This window comes from Sanguibacter sp. TS_SC_8 (assembly GCF_055361235.1).
This window is the reverse complement of sequence record NZ_CM143955.1, coordinates 171,665-191,156: the sequence shown is the minus strand read 5'-3', so window position 1 is coordinate 191,156 and position 19,492 is coordinate 171,665. Positions and strand designations below refer to the sequence as shown.

Annotated in this window: 15 protein-coding genes; 6 read left to right on the top strand and 9 right to left on the bottom strand. The window is 70.8% G+C overall.

Going from position 1 to position 19,492, the window contains the following annotated elements:
• Window positions 1–39: 39 nt before the first annotated feature.
• Window positions 40–4,134 (bottom strand): sensor histidine kinase, encoded by a 4,095-nt coding sequence (locus ACWA15_RS00805; protein WP_464057331.1) that lies wholly within the window; start codon window positions 4,132–4,134, stop codon window positions 40–42.
• A 201-nt stretch (window positions 4,135–4,335) separates the two neighbouring features.
• Between ACWA15_RS00805 and ACWA15_RS00800 the strand changes: the two genes are divergently transcribed.
• The gene (locus tag ACWA15_RS00800; RefSeq protein ID WP_464057329.1) at window positions 4,336–5,334 is read left to right on the top strand and encodes an NAD(P)H-quinone oxidoreductase; all 999 of its coding nucleotides are present in this window, start codon (window positions 4,336–4,338) and stop codon (window positions 5,332–5,334) included.
• A gap of 215 nt (window positions 5,335–5,549) precedes the next feature.
• Window positions 5,550–5,999, top strand: coding sequence for a proteasome activator (locus ACWA15_RS00795; RefSeq protein WP_464059357.1), 450 nt, complete (start codon window positions 5,550–5,552; stop codon window positions 5,997–5,999).
• Window positions 6,000–6,024: 25 nt separating this feature from the next.
• On the opposite strand, the gene ACWA15_RS00790 is transcribed toward ACWA15_RS00795, so the two are convergent.
• The 8 genes from ACWA15_RS00790 to ACWA15_RS00755 form a co-directional block, all read right to left on the bottom strand.
• Window positions 6,025–6,975 carry a carbohydrate ABC transporter permease gene (locus ACWA15_RS00790; protein WP_464057326.1) on the bottom strand — a complete coding sequence of 317 codons (951 nt, stop codon included), beginning with the start codon at window positions 6,973–6,975 and terminating at the stop codon, window positions 6,025–6,027.
• The gene (locus ACWA15_RS00785; protein WP_464057324.1) at window positions 6,972–7,961 is read right to left on the bottom strand and encodes a carbohydrate ABC transporter permease; all 990 of its coding nucleotides are present in this window, start codon (window positions 7,959–7,961) and stop codon (window positions 6,972–6,974) included. The genes ACWA15_RS00790 and ACWA15_RS00785 overlap by 4 nt, the downstream gene beginning before the upstream one ends.
• A 134-nt stretch (window positions 7,962–8,095) precedes the next feature.
• On the bottom strand, window positions 8,096–9,472 hold the full coding sequence (locus tag ACWA15_RS00780) for an ABC transporter substrate-binding protein (RefSeq protein ID WP_464057322.1): 1,377 nt from the start codon (window positions 9,470–9,472) through the stop codon (window positions 8,096–8,098).
• A 123-nt stretch (window positions 9,473–9,595) separates the two neighbouring features.
• Window positions 9,596–10,618 carry a LacI family DNA-binding transcriptional regulator gene (locus ACWA15_RS00775; protein ID WP_464057320.1) on the bottom strand — a complete coding sequence of 341 codons (1,023 nt, stop codon included), beginning with the start codon at window positions 10,616–10,618 and terminating at the stop codon, window positions 9,596–9,598.
• On the bottom strand, window positions 10,615–11,559 hold the full coding sequence (locus tag ACWA15_RS00770; protein WP_464057318.1) for an HAD family hydrolase: 945 nt from the start codon (window positions 11,557–11,559) through the stop codon (window positions 10,615–10,617). Before ACWA15_RS00770 ends, ACWA15_RS00775 begins: the two co-directional genes overlap by 4 nt.
• Complete coding sequence (gene serS / locus ACWA15_RS00765) at window positions 11,556–12,839, bottom strand: serine--tRNA ligase (protein WP_464057316.1); 1,284 nt, start codon at window positions 12,837–12,839, stop codon at window positions 11,556–11,558. Before serS ends, ACWA15_RS00770 begins: the two co-directional genes overlap by 4 nt.
• A gap of 48 nt (window positions 12,840–12,887) precedes the next feature.
• Window positions 12,888–14,345, bottom strand: a complete 1,458-nt coding sequence (locus tag ACWA15_RS00760) for a sensor histidine kinase (RefSeq protein WP_464057314.1) — start codon at window positions 14,343–14,345, stop codon at window positions 12,888–12,890.
• A complete protein-coding gene (locus ACWA15_RS00755) occupies window positions 14,342–14,995 on the bottom strand; it encodes a response regulator transcription factor (protein ID WP_464057312.1) in 654 nt (217 codons plus the stop codon). The genes ACWA15_RS00760 and ACWA15_RS00755 overlap by 4 nt, the downstream gene beginning before the upstream one ends.
• Before the next feature lie 99 nt (window positions 14,996–15,094).
• Between ACWA15_RS00755 and ACWA15_RS00750 the strand changes: the two genes are divergently transcribed.
• The 4 genes from ACWA15_RS00750 to ACWA15_RS00735 are packed head-to-tail and all read left to right on the top strand — an operon-like array spanning window position 15,095 to window position 19,446.
• A complete protein-coding gene (locus tag ACWA15_RS00750; protein ID WP_464057310.1) occupies window positions 15,095–16,354 on the top strand; it encodes a LolA family protein in 1,260 nt (419 codons plus the stop codon).
• Entirely contained in the window at window positions 16,351–17,373 is a 1,023-nt protein-coding gene (locus ACWA15_RS00745; protein ID WP_464057309.1) for an ABC transporter ATP-binding protein, read from the top strand. The genes ACWA15_RS00750 and ACWA15_RS00745 overlap by 4 nt, the downstream gene beginning before the upstream one ends.
• A complete protein-coding gene (locus ACWA15_RS00740) occupies window positions 17,360–18,241 on the top strand; it encodes an ABC transporter permease (RefSeq protein WP_464057307.1) in 882 nt (293 codons plus the stop codon). The genes ACWA15_RS00745 and ACWA15_RS00740 overlap by 14 nt, the downstream gene beginning before the upstream one ends.
• Window positions 18,242–18,291: 50 nt before the next feature.
• Window positions 18,292–19,446 (top strand): diacylglycerol/lipid kinase family protein, encoded by a 1,155-nt coding sequence (locus ACWA15_RS00735; RefSeq protein WP_464057305.1) that lies wholly within the window; start codon window positions 18,292–18,294, stop codon window positions 19,444–19,446.
• Window positions 19,447–19,492: the final 46 nt, after the last annotated feature.

The window sequence follows — 19,492 nt, the reverse complement described above, 5'->3', positions numbered from 1 at the left end:
CTTCCTCCTCTTTCCGGTGCCTCAGTGGCGATAGATCAATCAACGCGGCTGGGGCGCCGAGCCTGGAACGTTGTCGGCGAAGGTAGCCGAAGCCTCAGGGGCCTCGGTTCCTTCACCGGTCTGCCCGGTCCCGGGTACCTGGCGACCACGCGCGGTGGCCGACTGGAACGCCGAGAGACGGGACCGAAGCTCGGCCGCGTCGCGGCTGATCTTCTGTGAAGCGAGGTCGTCCGTGGATGCGGCGACCTCTCCCCTGGTGCGGCGGGTCAGCCCGCTGGCCTGGGACGTCTGGACCGCTGCTGGGCGGTAGGAGGAGAGCTGGCTGAGCTCGGCGAGCGCCTGCTCCTGGATGTTCGACCGCATGGCCAGCATCGAGGAGACGTCGCCATCGATCTGGCTCGGTGGCGACCAGCTGTCGCCGGCGTCGAGGCTCCTCGAGGCCGGGTTCGTCAGCGACGGCTCCGGATCGGGCGTCTCGGCCGCGGGTGACCACCCTCGGAAGCCCCCGAAGGCGCCGCCGTCGCCCGACTCGGTGACCGCGGCCACCGGCGTCCAGGACGACGCGGCCGGAGCGGTCGCCTCCCTGGGCTCGAAGGACTGCACCGGAGCGAACTGCTGCACCGGAGCAGGGTCCACCACGTCCGCCGGACGGTTCGCTGGGGGGACGAACTCGTCCCGGACCGGGACCAGGACCGTCGGCGCGATCCCCGCGGGCTCCGACCCGACCGGGGCGGTCGGGTTGAAGGTCGGGAATGCCGGCGGCGCGACGTTCGCCCCGGCGCGTCCGCGCTCGGCGTCGTCACGGTTCTTGCGCCGCAACCATCCGAACGCTCCGCGCTTGGCCGGCACTGCGCTCTCTCGGGACGACCGACGAGTCGGTGCGTCCGAGACCACGTCGGCGAAGGTCGGCATCGTCGGCTCGAACTGCGGCGTCGCCGCCACAGCGAGCGGGGCCACGGCGTCGGGGAACCGAGCCGCCGCGACGTCGGGCACGTGTGCGTCGGTGACCTCGTCCGGCTCGAGGCCGATCGGGGCGAAGGCCCCGCTCGGCTCCTCGGTCACCTGGTCGTCGCGGTGGGGCAACCCACCGGACCGCAACGGCTCGAAGGCCTGCACAGGCTCGAAGGCCTGCGCCGGCTCGAAGGTCAGCCCCTCGTAGGACTGCTCGACCGGGAGCATGTGGGACAGGTGCGCCCCGTGCGAGGCGCCCGGATCGACCTCGTCGTAGGTGTCCGACGGCCCGAACTGGTCGGCGTCGGCCAGGTGCGCGGGTGGGGCAGCGAGCTCGTCGAGCCCGTCGAAACGCGGTGCCCAGGTGTTCGGTGCGGTCTCCGGCTCGAAGGACGCAACCGGCCGGAAGTCCTCCTCCGGCTGGAAGGCCTCGACCGCGAAGTCCTGGACGGGCGCGAACGGCTCGTACGACTCGAGCGGCTGGAAGGCCTCGACGGGCTGGAACGACTCGACCGGCTCGACGGGCGGGGACCACTCAGGCTGGAAGGCCTCGACAGGCTGGAACGACTCAACCGGGTGGAACGCCTCCACCGGCTGGAACGACTCGGCCGGCTCGAAGGCGTAGGGCGACTCGAAGCTCTGCGCGGAGTCGTCGAAGGGGCCCGCACCGTAGGTTCCCTGCTCGACCTCGAGCACCGGGGCCTGCCACTGGGCATCCTCGTCCGGTTCCAGGCCGGGGATGACCAGCGGCGCGACGGTGCTGGCGTCCTCCTGTTCAGCGGCGTCGTGCTGTTCGACGGCGCTCTCGTCCCCGATCCGGTGGACGTTCAGACCGGCGGCGCTGCCCGTGGTCTCGAGGCTGTTCGCGGCCTCGGCCGAGGCACGGGTGCGGAAGTTCGAGAACATCACCCCGCGCCGTTCGCCATCGAGGGCAGGGGTGTCGTTGACCGGTTCGAAGAGGCTCGACGGGGTGAGTGTGGGCTCGGTGCGGGACCTGCTGGGCAGGCCGACCGGCAGCGTCTCGGCGAGCGTCTGGGCGGGCGCCCAGTCCTGGTCGGTCGGGCTCGCCAGGTTGACCGCGGGGTTCGCCGACTCGAGCGGCGGCAGGATCATGTCGGTGACCTCGGACGCCTCCGCGGCCGCTGCGGACGGTCCGGAGAGCGAAGCGCGCCGTCGCGGCATCCCGATGCTCGTCGCGCCGTCGGTCAGTGCGGCGATGTCGACCGGGATCGCATCCGGCTCGGGCGCGATCCAGTCCTGGGTGGCCTGCCGGGACGAGGCGCTCAGCGGGTCGGTCGGCTCCTCGAGCGGGACGTCCACCTCGTCGACGAACAACGCGTACGGGAACGAGACGGTGGCCGTTGTCCCCGCGCTGCCGTCCGCGGCCCGACTGAACACCACGTGGGCTCCCAGCCGGTCGGCCAGCCGGCCGACCACGAACAGGCCGAGGCGCTGCACGCCGATGACGTCAGTGGCGGAGCGGGAGGCGACCTTGAGGTTGGCCTCCGCGATGTCGCTGTCGCTCATGCCGAGGCCGTGGTCGCGCACCTCGACGGTCATGTACCGCGAGGACTGTCTCGTGGTCACCTCGACCGGGGTGTGCGGCTCCGAGAAGGTCGTCGCGTTCTCCAGGAGCTCGGCCAGCATGTGCGCGGCGTTGAGCGCGTTGTGGCCGAGCATGAACGGGTCGGCCTCGAGGTTGAGCCGGACCCGGTCGTAGAGCTCGATCTCGGAGGAGGCCGTCCGGACCACGTCGGACATCGGCATGGGCTGACGCACCCGACGACCGGAGTCGATGCCGGCGAGCACGAGCAGCGACTCGGAGTTGCGGCGCATGCGGGTGGCGAGGTGGTCGAGGCGGAAGAGGTTGGCGAGGGTGTTCGCGTCCTCCTCGGACCGCTCGAGCTCGTCGAGGAAGGCGAGCTGACGGTTGAGCAGCACGTGGTCACGACGGGCCACGTTGACGAACGTCTCGGCGATCGACCCACGCAGGGCGGCCTGCTCCTTGGCGACCTCGACGGTCGTGGTGTTCACCGCGTTGAACACCGCGGCGAGCTGACCCACCTCGTCGGTGGACTCCACCTTGATGGTGGTGAGGGTGATCTCGGGCCCCTGGCCCGGGACGGACACCTGCTCGACGAGCTTGGGCAGCTGCTCACGGACCTCCGCGGCGGCCTCGGTGAGGTGGCGCAGCGGGACGGTGATCCGTCGCGAGATGCTCAGTGCGACGACGACCGAGGCGAGGAGCGTCAGGACCACGGCGAGGACCGTGTAGATCGCTGTCAGGCGCGCACGGGAGGTCTCGTCGCTCGCAGCCGCCTCCGTCTGGGCCACGACCTGGGCCCGGAGCGGGGTGAGCCGCTCGAGCTCGCCGACCGCGTTATCGTTCCAGTTGTTCGCGAGCACCAGGTTGATGCCGTCGACCTGCCCGGACCCGAGGAGACGCCGGATGGAGGTGTACCCGTTGGACGGGGACGAGATGCTCAGATCACTGTCGAGCGCGACGAGGGCGTCGTTCGCGTCGGCGCGGGCGACGTTCGTCTCACCGAAGACGGACGAGAGCTCACGGACGCGGTCGGTGGTGTCCACTCCGGTGGCGGCACCGTCGAGCACGAACTGGACCAGGGGCACCTCGACGGAGGCCTTGTTGATGACGTCGTTGGCCGCCACGTAGGCGTCGAGCTTCACGGCGAGCTGACGGTCGTTGAGCGTCGCAGCCAGGGTCGCGGGAACGTTGAGGAGCCGGTCGATCATGGTGGAGTAGTTCGTCGAGGCCTGTGACGGCGTCCGGGCACCGCGGTCCACGTTGTCCCGGGCGATCGCGAGGTCGGTGACGTTCTGGCTCGCGGCAGTCGCCACGGCCCGGGCGACCAAGGGGTCGAGCCGGGAGATGTCGAGCTCGGTGTAGGCGGTCCGGAGCGTGGCGAGGACCTTGTCCGAGGCTGCCCGCGCAGCGGCGTACTCGTCCACCGCGCCGGGGACCTTGTAGAGCAGTCGCACCGATGCCACACGCTCGGCCTGCAGGGCGGCCACCACGTCCTGGCCCGCGGGGAGGACCGCGACGATCGCCTCGGCCTGGCGTGCCACGAGCGCGCTCTGGACGGCCTGGATCGAGAACACCGACGCAGCGATGCACAGCACAAGCACCGGCACGGCCAGAGCCGCGAGGATCTTGCCTCGCACACTCAGTCTCCGGAGCATGTGGACCCCTTCCAATCACTGTCTCACTGACGCATCGCACTCGGTCACGGCATTGTGCGAGCACCATCGTCCGCAAGGGTCCATCGGCCGATAATCTGCGATTCATTAGCCTGAACGAGGACTTTAACCCGCTGACTTCCGCTGACCCTGTCGCTGACCCCGGCGAGTCGTAGGCTCAAGGGCATGCGAGCAGTGATGATCGACCAGTTCGGCGGCCCGGAGGTTCTGACATACTCCCAGGTCACAGATGTGACGCCGGGGGCGGGCGAGGTGGTGGTCGCGGTCCGGGCGGCTGGTGTGAACCGCGCAGACATCCTCCAGCGGCAGGGGCTGTATCCGCCCCCTCCCGGCGCGCCGCCGGGGCCCGGGCTGGAGGTCTCCGGGGTGATCACCGCGCTCGGCGCCGGCGTCGCGGGCTGGCGGGTGGGTGAGCGCGTGGCCGCGCTCGTCGACGGCGGCGGCTACGCCGACCACGCCGCGGTGCCCGCCACCCAGCTGCTCCGGGTGCCCGACGCCGTGGCCCTGGTCGACGCGGCCGGCCTGCCCGAGGCGGTGTGCACCGTCTGGAGCAACCTCGTGGACACGGCCCACCTGCAGGTGGGTGAATGGGTTCTCGTGCACGGCGGCTCCGGTGGGGTGGGCACCGTGGCGATCCAGATCGCCGTGGCGCTCGGGGCGCGGGTCGCGGTGACCGCCGGCAGCCAGGAGCGGGTGGACCGCTGCCTCGCGCTGGGTGCCGAGGTGGGGTTCGTGCACCGCAGGAGCGACGGTTCCGACTTCGCCGCGGACCTGCCTGGACTGGTCCGCGAGGCGACCGGGGGGCGCGGCGCGGACGTCATCCTCGACGTCGTGGGCGCGTCGTACCTGGACGCGAACCTCCGTGCCCTCGCGACCGGTGGCCGCCTCGTGGTGATCGGCATGCAGGGCGGACGCCGGGCCGAGCTTGATCTGGGCCGGCTGCTGGCGCTGCGGGCGAGCGTCAGCGGGACGACCCTGCGGGCCCGCCCGGCTCACGAGAAGGCACACATCGTGGCGGCTGTCCGCTCGCACGTCTGGCCGATGCTCGACGACGGGCGGCTGCGTCCGGTGATCGACTCGGTCCTGCCCATGTCCCAGGCGGGCCAGGCCCATGCGCTGCTCGACTCCGGGGCGGTGTTCGGGAAGGTGCTGCTCGTACCCTGACCGTCATCGCCGACCAGCTCCGCCCATCTCCGCCGCGAGAAGGCATCGTGGGCGAGACTGGGACCATGGCACACGACCTCGATCCAGCCTCCCCGCCCTCCGCCCGGTCCGCTGCGCTCTCGCGCCAGGTGAACCAGCGCGAGGCCGAGCGTCAGCTCCGCGCCGCGCGTGAGATCGGCACCGTCTCCGCCGGCCCGCCCGTCGGCGACCCGGCCATGACCGTGATCGAGGAACCAGCCAAGATCATGCGGATCGGGGAGATGATCAAGCGGCTGCTCGACGAGGTGCGCAGCGCTCCCCTCGACGAGGCCGCCCGGGTGCGCCTCGCCCAGATCCACGAGCGGTCCCTGGCCGAGCTCGAGGACGGCCTGTCCGAGGATCTCGTCGCCGAGCTGCACCGCATCACCCTGCCGTTCGGGGACGACGTCGTCCCCTCCGAGTCCGAGCTGCGGATCGCCCAGGCCCAGCTCGTCGGCTGGCTCGAGGGCCTGTTCCACGGGCTGCAGACCGCGCTGGTGGCCCAGCAGATGGCCGCCCAGGCCCAGCTGCAGCAGATGCGCGGTGGTCAGCGCGCTCTCCCGCCGGGACTTCTGCGCGCCATGTCCGGGGACGAGGACGGGGGCCAGGCGCCCGACGGGCGCCCGACCCCCGGGCAGTACCTCTGATCCCGCCGCGGCGGGACCGGTCACCTCACCCCTTGACCGACCCGGCGAGCAGGCCTCGGACGAAGTAGCGCTGGAGCGCGAGGAAGACGACCAGGGGGACGATGATCGAGATGAAGGCCCCTGCCGAGAGCAGGTACCACGACGACCCCCGGGTGCCCGAGAGCTCCGCGATCCGCACGGTCAACGGTGCGACGTTGGGCGCACCACCGGCGAAGGTCAGGGCCACGAGCAGGTCGTTCCAGACCCAGAGGAACTGGAAGATCGCAAAGCTGGCGATCGCCGGGGTGAGCAACGGCATCAGCACGTTGAAGAAGATCTTCACGTGACCGGCACCGTCGACCCGCGCCGCCTCGATCAGTGACGACGGGATCTCCTTCATGAAGTTGTGCAGGAGGAAGATCGCCAGCGGTAGCGCGAAGATCGAGTGCGAGAGCCAGACCGTCCAGAACGACCCGTTGATCCCCCAGGTCACGTACTGGCTGAGCAGCGGGATGAGCGTCACCTGGATCGGGATGACCTGGAGCGCGAACACCGCGACGAAGAGCAGGTTCCGTCCCTTGAAGTCGATCCAGGCGAAGGCGTAGGCCGCGAGCAGCGCCAGAGAGATCGGGATGATCACCGCCGGCAGCGTGATGACGAGGGAGTTGATGAAGTACGTCGCGAACTTCGTCGAGCTGCCGAAGAGCACCTCCTCGTAGTTGTCGAGGGTCACCTCAGGGTTGGACAGGAACGTCCACCAGCCCGAGGACTGGATCTCCGACTGGGGACGGAAGGAGGTGACCAGGAGGCCGAGGGTCGGTACGGTCCACAGGAGCGCGACGATGATGGCGATGCCCGAGGCCCAGGGCGAGCTGAGCTTGCCCTTGACCGCGATCGCCCGCTTCTCCAGCCGGCTGAGCTTCTTGCTCGGCTTGCGGACCCCCTCCTCGGGGTTGACGTCGACCAGCTTGCCGACGGGGGTTGATGCCGCGCTCATCGGATCTCCTCGGTGAGACGGAGCTGGCGGACGTTGTAGACCACCAGCGGGATGACCAGGACGAAGAGGATGACGGCGAGCGCCGCACCGAGCCCCTGGTCCCGGATGGTGAAGCTCTGCTTGTAGAACTCGTTCGCCACGACCGAGGTGTCGAAGTTGCCACCTGTCATCGTCCGGACGATGTCGAAGACCTTGAGCGTGCCCATGGCGATCGTGGTCACGACGACGATCAGCGCGGGTCGGATGCTCGGTACGGTGATGTACCGGAACATCTTCAGGCCCTGCAGACCGTCCAGGCGCGCGGCCTCGACGATGTCGTCAGGAATGGCCTTGATCGCCGCTGACAGCACGGTCATCGCGAACCCGGCCTGGATCCAGATCATCACGACGATGAGGAAGAACGTGTTCGCCGGTGCGTTGAGCAAGAACTGCTGAGGTTCGAAGCCGAGCCAGACGAGTATCTGGTTGAGCAGCCCGGTCTGGTTGACTCCGGGCTGGTCAGGCTTGTACTCGTAGACGAACTTCCAGATGATCGACGCACCCACCATGGAGATCGCCATCGGCAGGAAGATGAGCGTCTTGGCGAAGGACTCGAATCGCGTGCGGTCGACCAGGACGGCGTAGACCAGGCCGATCAGCGTCGCCATGATCGGGACCGTCAGCACCCAGATCACGGTGTTGCGCAGGACGACCTGGAACTGTTCCTCGCTGAAGGCCGTGATGTAGTTGTCGAGACCGACATAGTTCTCACCCTGTCGGTCGAAGAGCGAGGACCAGATGGTCCGCAGGCCCGGGTAGACCAGCCCAAATCCCAGTCCGAGGACTGTCGGGGCGAGGAACCCTGCGGCCACGGCCCAGGTGGGAATCTTCTTGGGGCGGTCGACGGCGAACAGAATCGCGCCCATGACCACGATGAACAACAGGATCGCAACAACCATCAGCGCAAGCTTGTGGCCAGTCGTGTCCGCGTTGAGGAACCAATCCATGCTCTACCTCCGCGAGGTGAAAGGAGCTTGGGCAACGATGCCCAGGTGCCTTGCATAGTGGCAGGTCGTGCGGGACCCCGCGATTCGGGGCCCCGCACGACCTGGTGGAACAGGTGAAGACGGTGCCGGTCAGGTCAGCTGGTGGGCCAGGAGTCCTCGATGGCGGTGAGGGTTTCCTCGTCGGACTGGCCGGTCGCGATCCAGTCCGTCATCTCGGTCCAGAACGACCCAGCACCCACGGCGCCAGGCATCTGGTCGGAGCCGTCGAAGCGGAAGGTGTAGGTCTCGTCGGTCAGCAGCTCGTAGGAGAGGATGTCGATCGGGGACTGCAGCAGCTCCGGGTCGAGTCCGCTGTTGGCCGAGATCCAGCCCTGGCCGGTGACCTTGGCCTTCTCGTTGGCCCACTCGGGGCTGGAGAGGTAGGCCTGGAAGGCCGCGACCTCGGGCCGGTCGGAGAATGCCGTCACGAACTCGCCGCCGCCGAGCAGCGGCTTGTCCTCAGCCGTGACTCCCGGGAGGTAGAAGGCGAAGACGCCGTTCTCCACGGGCTCTTCCTGGACCTTGACGTCCTCAGCCCAGTTGGCCTGGTAGAAGTTCGCCGCGCGGTGCAGGGTGCAGTTGCCGTCGAGGATGGGGTTGCCGGACTCGTTCCACGGGGCGGTGGCGATCGAGCTCACGTCGCCGAGACCACCGTTGACGTATGCCGGGTTGCGCAGGATGTCACCGACCGTCGCAAGGGCTTCGACGATCTGGGGGTCGTTGAACGGGATCGTGTGGTTGACCCACTGGTCGTAGACGTCCGGACCGGCGGTGCGGAGCACCACGTCCTCGAGCCAGTCGGTGGCCGGCCAGCCGGTGGCGGTGCCGGACTCGATGCCGGCGCACCACGGGATGCTGCCGGAGTCGGCGATCGTCTGCGACAAGGTCATGAGCTCGTCCCAGGTGGTCGGGATCTCGTAGCCCTGGTCAGCGAACTCCTGGGGGGAGTACCAGACGAAGGACTTGACGTTGGCGCCGAGCGGCGTCGCGTAGAGCGTCCCGTCGACCGAGCCGTAGTCGACCCAGGCCTCGGTGTAGTACTGAGCGGCGTTGTCCATGACCGCCTGCGGCGCGGGGACGACATCGTCGGGGAAGTCCGCGACGAGGGACTTGAGGAAGCCCGGCTGGGGGATGTACGCGATGTCCGGTGCGCTCCCGGACTGGATGCGGACGGGCAGCTGCGACTCGAACTCGCGCGAGCCCTCGTAGGCGACGGTCGCGCCCGTGCAGGTCTCGAAGGGGATGTAGGAATCGGTCTGCTGCTTGGACTCGGGGTCGACGATCGAGGTGTAGACCGTGATGGTCGTTCCGGAGAGGTCGCCGTACTGCTCGAAGTTGGCGCAGTCGACGTCGCTCGCGGTGGTGGCATCGGTCGTGGTGTCGTCGTCGCCGTCGGAGCAGCCGGCGAGGATGAGGGCGAAGGCCGCCCCGGTTGCAGCAGCCGCGTAGGAGCGGCGAGTCATGTTTCTCATCGTTGAGATCCTCACGTGTCGTGAACGGTGGCATCGACCCCGTCAGGTGGCCGTGCCGTCACACCAATGCAAGCGCTTACATTCGGATTTCGCAACCGGAGGGGGCCGTTTCCGGGTAACAATTCAGTCACATATGTGCACGTCAGCCGTCGACTCGCGCTCCACGAGCCGAGTCGGGTGCACAAAAAGGCCGGCGTCCGTGGTCGCGCTCCCGCCGGAGATCAGGTCCAGCAGCAGTTCAGCCGCCTGCGCGCCCTGACCCGAGGCGTCCTGGGAGATCGTCGTCAGCCCGACGAGCTCACCGAGGTCATGACCGTCGATCCCGATCACCGACAGGTCCCGCGGAACGTCCAGACCGCGTTCCCGCGCGGCGAGGATCACCCCCATCGCCATCTCGTCCGAGGCCGCGAAGATCGCCGTCAGCTCAGGATGGGCGTCCAGCAGCGCGTGGGTCGAGGCCCGCCCGCCCTGGACGTCGAAGTTCCCGTTGATCTCCCAGCCCGGGTCCGGCTCGATCCCCGCGGCGCGCAGACCGTCCACCCAGCCGGCGTGACGGGCCACCGGCGGTGACCACGAGTGCTCCTCGTCGGGGGACCCGGTGACGTGACCGATCCGCCGGTGACCCCGGGAGATGAGGTGCGCCGTCGCGCTCAGTCCGGCGTCATGGTCGTCCAGACGCACCGTGAGGTGGTCGTCGCGACCGGTCCCCACGAAGGCCAGCGGGACGCCCAGCGCCTCCAGGGAGATGACCTCGGCGTTGCTGAGCGGGAGCCCGACGACGAGGATGCCGTCCACCCGCCGCAGCAGGACGCTCGGGTCGACAGCCCGCCGCGGCTGCTCCCGGGCGATGTCGAAGGTGTAGAGCAGGGCGTCGTAGCCCACCCTGCGCAGCGTGCGCTCGGCTCCTTCGATGACGTTGGCGAAGAACCAGCGGTTCACCCACGGGGTGAGCAGACCGATCGTCCGGGTCCGGCCCGAGGCCAGGCTCGCCGCCGACGGCGACGCGACGTAGCCGAGCTCGCGCGCGACCTCCTCGACCCGCTGACGGGTCCGCGCCGAGACGTTGGGCAGGCCTCGCAGCGCGCGCGAGACCGTCGCCGTCGACACCCCCGCCGCCTTGGCCACATCGCCGATTCCCTGGGTCACGAAGGACGATTGTTCTCCGGATCGGGGAGCCACGCGAACGCTCGGTCCCGCTCACCGTCCAGCAGGCTGCGCAGGACCGGGACGGCGCCGTCGTCGGTGATGGACAGGGTGACCTCGTCCGCGGCCGCGATGACGGCGGCGTCGGCGTGGCCCATGGCCACCCCGCGAGCCGCCCAGCCGAGCATCGCGACGTCGTTGCCGCCGTCGCCGATCGCGACCGTGCGGGTCGGGTCGACGCCCAGCAGGGCGCGCAGGCGCTCGAGGGCGTACGCCTTGGTCACGCCGGTGGGCGCGACATCCATCCAGCGCGTGCCGGCGATCATGAAGTAGGTGTCGATCAGGCCCAGCGAGCGGATCTGGTCCCCGAAGTCGGGGCCGGCGTGGTGGGCGTGGGCGACCACGACGCGCGCGGTCTGGCGCACGCACAGCTCCTCGAAGTCCACCACGGTGTTCAGCCCGTGCAGGTTGCGATCGGGGAAGACGTCGTCGACCCAGTACCCGACGCCGACCTCTTCGAGGGCGACCCGGGCGAGCGGCATGTGCTCACGCATGACCCGCAGCGCCTGCGAGGGGTCGAACATGACCACGTGCTCGAGGACGAACCCCTCCGCCGCACTCGGGTCGAGCCGCGCGGTGACCGACCCGTTCGAGCAGACCACCCAGCCCTCGTCGATGCCGAGGTCGCGAGCGACGGGCAGCACCGCGACGAGCGGGCGGCCGGTCGCCAGGACCACGTGGTGCCCGGCCGCGCGGACGTCGGCGACGACCTGACGGACCTCGTCGGAGAGGAACTCGTCGTAGGTCATCAGGGTGCCGTCGACGTCGAGGGCGACGAGCCGCTGGTCCGCGGTGCTCGTGGGGAGCAGCGGGGAGACACCCTGGTCGAGGCGCGCGCCGTCGCCGAGGGCGCGGCCCGACGCCCCGCCCAGGTCGATCGTCATGCGTCGACCGGTTCGAGCACCTCGAGCCCGCCGAGGTAGGGCCGCAGACCCTCGGGGACGCGCACGGATCCGTCGGCCTGCTGGTGGTTCTCCAGGATGGCAACGATCCAGCGGGTGGTGCCCAGGGTGCCGTTGAGGGTGGCGACCGGGCGGGTCTCCCCCGACTCGGTGCGCTCCCGGATGCCCAGGCGGCGAGCCTGGAAGGTGGTGCAGTTCGAGGTGGAGGTGAGCTCGAGGTAGCGGTTCTGGGTGGGCAGCCAGGCCTCGCAGTCGAACTTGCGCGCGGCGCTCGAGCCGAGGTCGCCGGCCGCGGTGTCGATGACCCGGTAGGGCAGCTCGACCTTGGCGAGCATCGCCTCCTCCCAGGCGAGCAGCCGCTCGTGCTCGGCCGCGGCCTCCTCGACCGGGACGTAGCTGAACATCTCGACCTTGTGGAACTGGTGCACCCGGATGATCCCGCGGGTGTCCTTGCCGTAGGACCCGGCCTCGCGGCGGTAGCACGCGCTCCACCCGGCGTAGCGCTTGGGGCCGCCGGACAGGTCGAGGATCTCGTTGGAGTGGTAGCCGGCCAGGGCCACCTCGGAAGTGCCGGTCAGGTAGAGGTCGTCGGCCGGCAGGTGGTAGATCTCGTCGGCGTGCTTGCCGAGGAACCCGGTGCCGGCCATGATCTCCGGCTTGACCAGGGTCGGGGTGATCATCGGTGTGAAGCCGGCCTGGAAGGCCTGGTCCATCGCGGCGTTGAGCAGCGCGAGCTCGAGGCGCGCCCCGATCCCGGTGAGGTAGTAGAAGCGCGCACCGGACACCTTGGCGCCGCGCTCGGTGTCGATCGCGCGCAGCCGCTCGCCGAGGTCGAGGTGGTCCCGCGGGACGAAGTCGGCACCGTACTCGGCGGCGAAGTCGCGCTGGTGACCTTCGGTGCGCAGCACGACGAAGTCGGCCTCGCCGCCGGCCGGAGCGCCGTCGACGATGTTGGCGATCTGCCGGGTGAGGTCGGCGAGCGCAGCCTCGGCCTCGTCGGCCTCGGCCTGGAGGCCCCGGACCGTCTCGGCGAGCTTCTTGGTGCGAACCAGCAGCGCCGTCCGCTCCTCGCCCTGGGCCTTGGCGACGTCCTTGCCGAGGGACTTCTGCTCGGCGCGCAGCTGCTCGAACTCCGTCAGGGCGCTCCGGCGCCGGGAGTCGGCGTCGAGCACGTGGTCCACGAGGGCCGGGTCGTCGCCTCGGGCGACCTGGCTTGCACGGACGAGGTCAGGGTTGTCGCGAACCACGCGGAGATCGATCACCCGGACAGCCTAGCGACCCTCGCGCGAGGATGCGGACGCAACGGCGGCTCACGGGGGCGTCCTTGGCGCCGGCCGGGCGACCTCGGGGAGGGTGACCGTGGCCCGCAGGCCCCCTGCCGCCGACTCCCCCAGGACCACGTCACCACCGTGCTCGCGGACCACCTCCCGGGCGATGGCCAGCCCCAGCCCGGTGCCGCCGGCGTCACGCTGGCGGCCGTCCTCGAGCCGGGTGAACCGCTCGAACACCCGCTCCCGGTCGCCCGGGTCGAGGCCGGGTCCGTCGTCCTCGACCACGAGGGACCCCGGCCCCACGGTGAGGACCACCGTGGTGGCCGCATGCCGCAGCGCGTTGTCGAGGAGGTTGCCGGTGACCCGGCCGAGGGCGACCTTGTCCACGTGCGCGCGCCCGGACCCGACGACCCTGACCTCGGGCACCGGACCCTCGCGCCCGGACGCTCGTGCGGCGGCGAGGCTCGTGGCGAGGACGTCGCCGACGAGGTCGCCCAGGTCGACGTCCTCCCGCTCCAGGGGTGAGGCCCCGACCCGCGCGAGGACAAGGAGGTCGTCGACGAGGTGGTGCAGGCGCAGCACCTCGTGCTCGAGGTCGGCGGCGAGCTCGGCCGAGGTGTAGGACCCCGGGTGGGCGCGGGCGATCTCGACGCTCGCGCGCAGCGCCGCGACGGGTGAGCGGAGCTCGTGGGCGGCGTCGGCCACGAAGGCCCGCTGCCGCTCCGCGGAGACCTCGAGACGGTCGAGCATGACGTTGAGGGTGCGGGCGAGCGCACCGAGCTCGTCGTCGGAGTCCGGGACCGGCAGGGAGCCCGGTCCGCCGCGCTCGGTCACCGCCTCCGCGCCCCGGCGCAGCTCCTCGACCGGCCTCAGGGCACGCCCCAGCACCGTCCAGACGAGCGCACCGAGCGCGAGGGTGAGCAGCGGGACGACGACGCCGAGGGAGACCTTGAGCGCACCGAGGACCCCCTCCACCTCCCGCAGCGGAAGGGCGCTGACCGCCCACGCGGGTTCACCACGCCAGGTGGTCCGGGCGACGGCGACACGGACCAGCCCGCCCGCGTAGGCGGACCGGTCGGTCGTGACGAGCACCGGGTCGCCCTGGGCGTCGGTACCGGGCTCGGCCGTGAGCTCGCCGGTCACCTCGCTCAGGAGGTCGGCCGGCAGCACCGCGAGGGTGCGGCTCCCGCTCGAGGACGTCGCCAGGACGAGCCCGGCGCCGTCGAGCACCTGGGCGACCTCCCCGGGCTCGGTGACCGGGAGGACGTCGGGAAGCTGGTCGCTCGTGGCGAGCCGCCCCACGGTCGCTGCGCTGGCCTCGAGCACCTCGTCCAGGACCACGATGCGGCTCGTCGAGACGACCGTCGACAAGATCGTCGCGCCGAGCGCGAGCGCGACGCCGAAGAGCACGGCCGACACGAGGGTCAGCCGCATCCGCAGCGACCACGAGGCCCAGGTGCGGCGGCGGCGGGGCGCCGCGGCGTCGGGCAGGGTCACCCGACCACCCGGTACCCGGCGCCGCGGACCGTCTCGATGGCGCCGCGCCCGAGCTTGCGCCGCAGGTACCCCACGTACACCTCGACGACGTTGAGGTCCTCGCCGTCCCCGTCCCACACGTGGTCGCGCAGCTCGACCTTGCCGACGACCTGCCCGGCCCGGCGCAGCAGGTACTCGAGCAGCGCGAACTCCCGCGCGGTCGTGGCCACCGGGACGCCCGCCTGCGTGACGACGTGGCTCGCGGGGTCCAGGACCAGGTCCCCGGCGGTGAGGACGACCGGGCGGGGCACGGCGCCGCGGCGCAGCAGCGCGCGCAGCCGGGCCACGAGCACGACGAAGGAGAAGGGCTTGGTGAGGTAGTCGTCGGCGCCGACGTCGAGGCCGTCGGCGACGTCGTGGTCGCCGTCCTTGGCGCTGAGCAGCAGCACCGGGGTCCACACCCCCTCCGCGCGCAGGGTCGTCACGACGTCGTAGCCCGAGCGGCCGGGCAGCATGACGTCGAGGACGATCGCGTCGTAGTCGCCCTCGCGGGCCAGGTCGAGGCCGGTGCGGCCGTCGTGGGCGACGTCGACCGCGAAGCCCTCGGCGGTCAGCCCCCGGCTCAGGGCGCGGGCCATCACGTGTTCGTCGTCAACCACCAGCAGGCGCATGATCACAGCATGGCAGCAGGCCGGCCGCCCAGCCCGACGCGTCGCGTCGCGTCGAGCTCTCTCAGTGTCCTCTCAGGTGGACGCGCGCACAGTGGAGTCATGACTCCTCGACGCTCGTCCTCAGACCGCGCACTCTCCCGCCGCGCCCGGTGGGCCGTTCCCGTCGTCACGGCGGGCGTGGTTGCCGGCGCCTTCATCCTCCCGTCGGCGCTCGCCTCGACCTCGACCCCCGACCTCGACGACCTCACCGCCGCCGAGCTCGTGGCGCGGATCGCCGGGGCTGAGCCCGTGCCGGTCTCCGGCACCGTCGTCATGACCACCCGGCTGGGCCTTCCCGACCTCTCCATCACCCAGATCCAGGGCGCCGGCCCGCTCGACCTGCTCGGCGGCAGCTCGACGATGCGCGTGTGGTCGGACGGCGCAGGCAGCTCACGCACCTCGCTCCTGGGCGACCTGTCCGAGTACACGGTCGTGACCGACGGCGCCTCGGCCTGGACCTACTCGAGCAGCGACGACGAGGCGGTGCACTACGTCGTCGACCCCGCCGACCAGGCCGCCTTCGACGAGCTCAAGACCGCGGTCGAGAACCAGGATCCCGCGGTCGTCGGCGAGCTGCCCACCCCGCAGTCGGTCGCGGACCAGCTCCTCGCCTACGCGGACGAGACCTCCGAGGTCACCGTGGGTCCCGCGACCGAGGTCGCCGGGCGCCAGGCGTACCAGATCGGCCTGTCCCCCTCGACCGACGGGTCCCTCGTCGACCGTGTGCTCGTGGCCGTTGACGCCGAGACCTCGGTCCCGCTGCGCGCCCAGGTGTGGAGCACCCAGGACACCGTCACCCCGGCCGTCGAGATCACCTTCACCGACGTCTCCTTCGACGCAGCCGACCCGGCGGTCTTCGACTTCACCCCGCCGCCCGGTGCCACGGTCCGCGAGGTCCCGGTGTCCCTGCCGGACATGCCCACCGCCGCCCCCACCGCCCCCGCACCCGGCACGACGCCGGCCGGAGTCGACGGCGTGACGGTCTCCGGGACGGGCTGGGAGACCGTGGTCGAGCTCAGCGACGTCGACGTGGCCGCCCTGCTCGCCGGGGAGGTCCCCGAGGAGGAGCTGCGCTCGGGACTGGAGGGCACCTTCGGCTCGGAGAGCACCGACGAGCTCATGACCGACCTGCTCGGTGAGAAGTCCGAGGCGCACTCCATGACCGAGCTCGACCCGCAGGCGCTCTTCGACCAGCTGACGACGGACGTCCCGGAGGGCAAGCTCATCACCTCCGCCCTCCTCACCGTCCTGGTGACCGACGACGGACGGGTCCTCGTCGGCGCCGTCCCCGCCGAGACCCTCCAGGCGCTCGCCCCGTGACCCACGCCCCAGCCGGCGCCACCGCACGCCCGACGACGTCGACGACCGCACCCGCGGCGTCGGCGTCGTCGGATGCGTCACACGGCGCCGCGATCCGCACGCACGGCCTGACGAAGACCTTCCAATCGGGCCAGGTGGCCGTGGACGGCATCGACATCATCGTCCCGCGCGGGGCCGTCTACGGGTTCCTCGGCCCCAACGGGTCGGGCAAGACGACGACCATCCGGATGCTGCTCGGCCTGGTGCGTCCCACCAGCGGCTACGCCGAGCTGCTCGGGGAACGCATGCCCGAGTCGAGCCTGCGGGTGCTGCCGCGGGTCGGTGCGCTCGTCGAGGGCCCGGCCTTCCATCCCTACCTCACCGGCCGCGCGAACCTCGAGCGGCTCGACACCGCCGACGGGACGACCGACCCCCGCACCCGGGGCACGCGCATCGACGACTCGCTCGCCCGGCTCGGCCTGGGCGCGGCCGCCGGCAAGAAGTACCGCCAGTACTCCCTCGGCATGAAGCAGCGGCTCGGCCTCGCCGCCGCGCTGCTGCGCCCCCGGGACCTGCTCGTCCTGGACGAACCGACGAACGGCCTCGACCCCCAGGGCACCCGCGAGGTGCGTCACCTCGTCCGCGAGCTCGCCGACGAGGGCACGACCGTCCTGGTCTCCTCCCACCTGCTCACCGAGATCGAGCAGGTGTGCACGCACATCGGGATCATGAGCCGCGGCCAGCTCGTCATGCAGGGCCCCCGTGAGACGGTGACCCAGGCGCACGAGACCGTCGTCGTGGTGACGACCTCCGAGCGGCACCGCGCCGGCGCGGCTCAGGTCCTCACCGGCCTGGGCCTCGCCGGGCTCGAGGTGAGCGGAGTGACCCTCACCGCTGCGCTCGGGGAAACCCCGCCCGAGCAGGTGTCCGTCGCGCTGGTCAGCGCGGGCGTGGACCTGCTCGGCCTGGAGGTCCAGCGCCCGAGCCTGGAGAGCGTGTTCGTCCGGTTGACCGGGGAGGGATTCGATGTCGCACGCTGACCTGACCCACGCTGACCGGACCCAGGGCGCTACAGACGCCCGACGCCGGGGCGCGACCACGCGGCTGCTGCGCAGCGAGCTGGCGCTGATCTTCGGCCGCAAGCGCAACCTCGTGCTGCTCGCCGGTCTGGCCCTGATCCCGATCCTCATCGGCGTCGTCGTCCTCATCACCCAGGACACCGCGGTCGCCGGGCAGGGACCGCCCTTCCTGCAGAAGATCACCGGCAACGGCCTCTTCCTCGTGCTCACCTCCCTCTTCAGCTGCCTGCCGCTGCTGCTCCCGCTCACGGTGGCGATCGTCTCGGGCGACGCGATCGCCGGAGAGGCGCAGGCCGGCACGCTGCGCTACCTGCTCGTCACCCCCGTCCCACGCACCCGGCTGCTGCTCGTCAAGGCGGTCGGCGGGCTCGTCTTCGCGGCCGCTGCCGTCCTGACGATCGCCCTCGTCGGTCTCGTGGTCGGCGGGGTCTTCTTCGGCTTCGGGGAGGTCACCCTGCTCTCGGGCGACCAGGTCCCGCTGGCCGACGGCGCGCTGCGCACCCTGGGCATCACGGCCTACGTCGTGGCCTCCCTCACCGGGCTGGTCGCGGTCGGGCTGTTCTTCTCCACGCTGACCGAGGTCCCGGTCGCGGCGATGGCCGCGACGATCGTCGTCCCGGTCGTGAGCACGGTGCTCAGCGCGCTCCCTCAGCTCGCCGCGATCCACGGCGGGCTGCTCACCTTCCACTGGCTCGACTTCGGGGAGTTCATGCGCCTGGAGGTCGACTACGGCACGCTCGGTCAGGGGCTCACGGTCCAGCTCGCCTGGGTCGCGATCTTCGGATCTCTCGCCTGGAGCCGCTTCACCACAGCTGACGTGTCGTCTTGATCACGGTCGTTGGGAGCGACGCACCACCGTCCAGGGCCTAGTTTGATCCCATGGAACTGGAAGCATGGCTGCTCGTCGTGGCAATCCTCGTCGCCCTCGTGGCGGTCGCTCTGGCACTCGTCGTCATCGGTCAGCAGCGCGCGCTGCGCGCGGCGGTGGGCCTGACGGCCGACGACGCGGCACCGGCCGAGCCCGCGGGCCCGGTCGGGCCGCTGCTGGCCTTCGTCGCGAACCCGTCGAAGAACGGCACGGGTCAGCTGCGCCCGGCGCTCGTCGCACGGTGCGCGGCGGAGAACCTGCCTGAGCCGTTGTGGCTGGAGACGACCGTCGAGGACCCGGGCGTGGGCCAGACCCGGGAGGCCCTCGAGCGCGGCGCGGACGTCGTCGTCGCGGTCGGTGGAGACGGCACGGTCCGGGCTGTCGCGGAGGCGATGGTCGGGACGGGCAAGCCGATGGGTCTGCTCCCGCTGGGTACCGGCAACCTGCTGGCCCGCAACCTCGACATCTCGGTGACCGACCGCGAAGACGCCTTCGACGTCGCGCTCAACGGGATGGACCGCGCGATCGACGTGGGCTGGCTCCGGGTCGACCGGCCGGCTCCGGCCAAGGACGGCTTGGGGAAGAAGCCCGACACGTCCGTGGCTCCCGCGGACACCAAGCAGCACATCTTCCTCGTCATCGCCGGTCTCGGGTTCGACGCCGCGATGGTCGCCGACACCGACGACACCCTCAAGTCCAAGGTCGGCTGGATGGCCTACTTCTTCGCCGGTGTCCGTCACCTGCACGGGCGCCGGCTCGAGATGGTCATCACCCTCGACGACAAACCGCCGGTCACCGCGAAGCTGCGCACCCTCATGGTGGGCAACTGCGGTCGCCTCCCCGGTGGGATCACCCTCATCCCGGACGCGGTGATCGACGACGGCATCCACGACATCGCCGCGATCGACACCCGTGGCGGCATCATGGGCTGGGCGCAGCTGCTCGGCGAGGTGATGATGCAGGGCTTCGGGATGAGCAACGACCTGCCGAACAAGATCGGGCGGATCGACCACACCCGGGCCAAGACGGTGAAGCTGCACGTGCGCGAGGGCGAGCAGGTCCAGGTCGACGGCGACGTGCTCGGTCGCGCGATCGATGTGAGCACCTGGGTGGACCCGGGAGCGCTCATCGTGCGGGCCCCGGTCCCGCGGCTCAGCTCGAAGTAGCCGGCGGCCACCTTCACCGAGGATTCACACGCCCCACCGCTTCCCT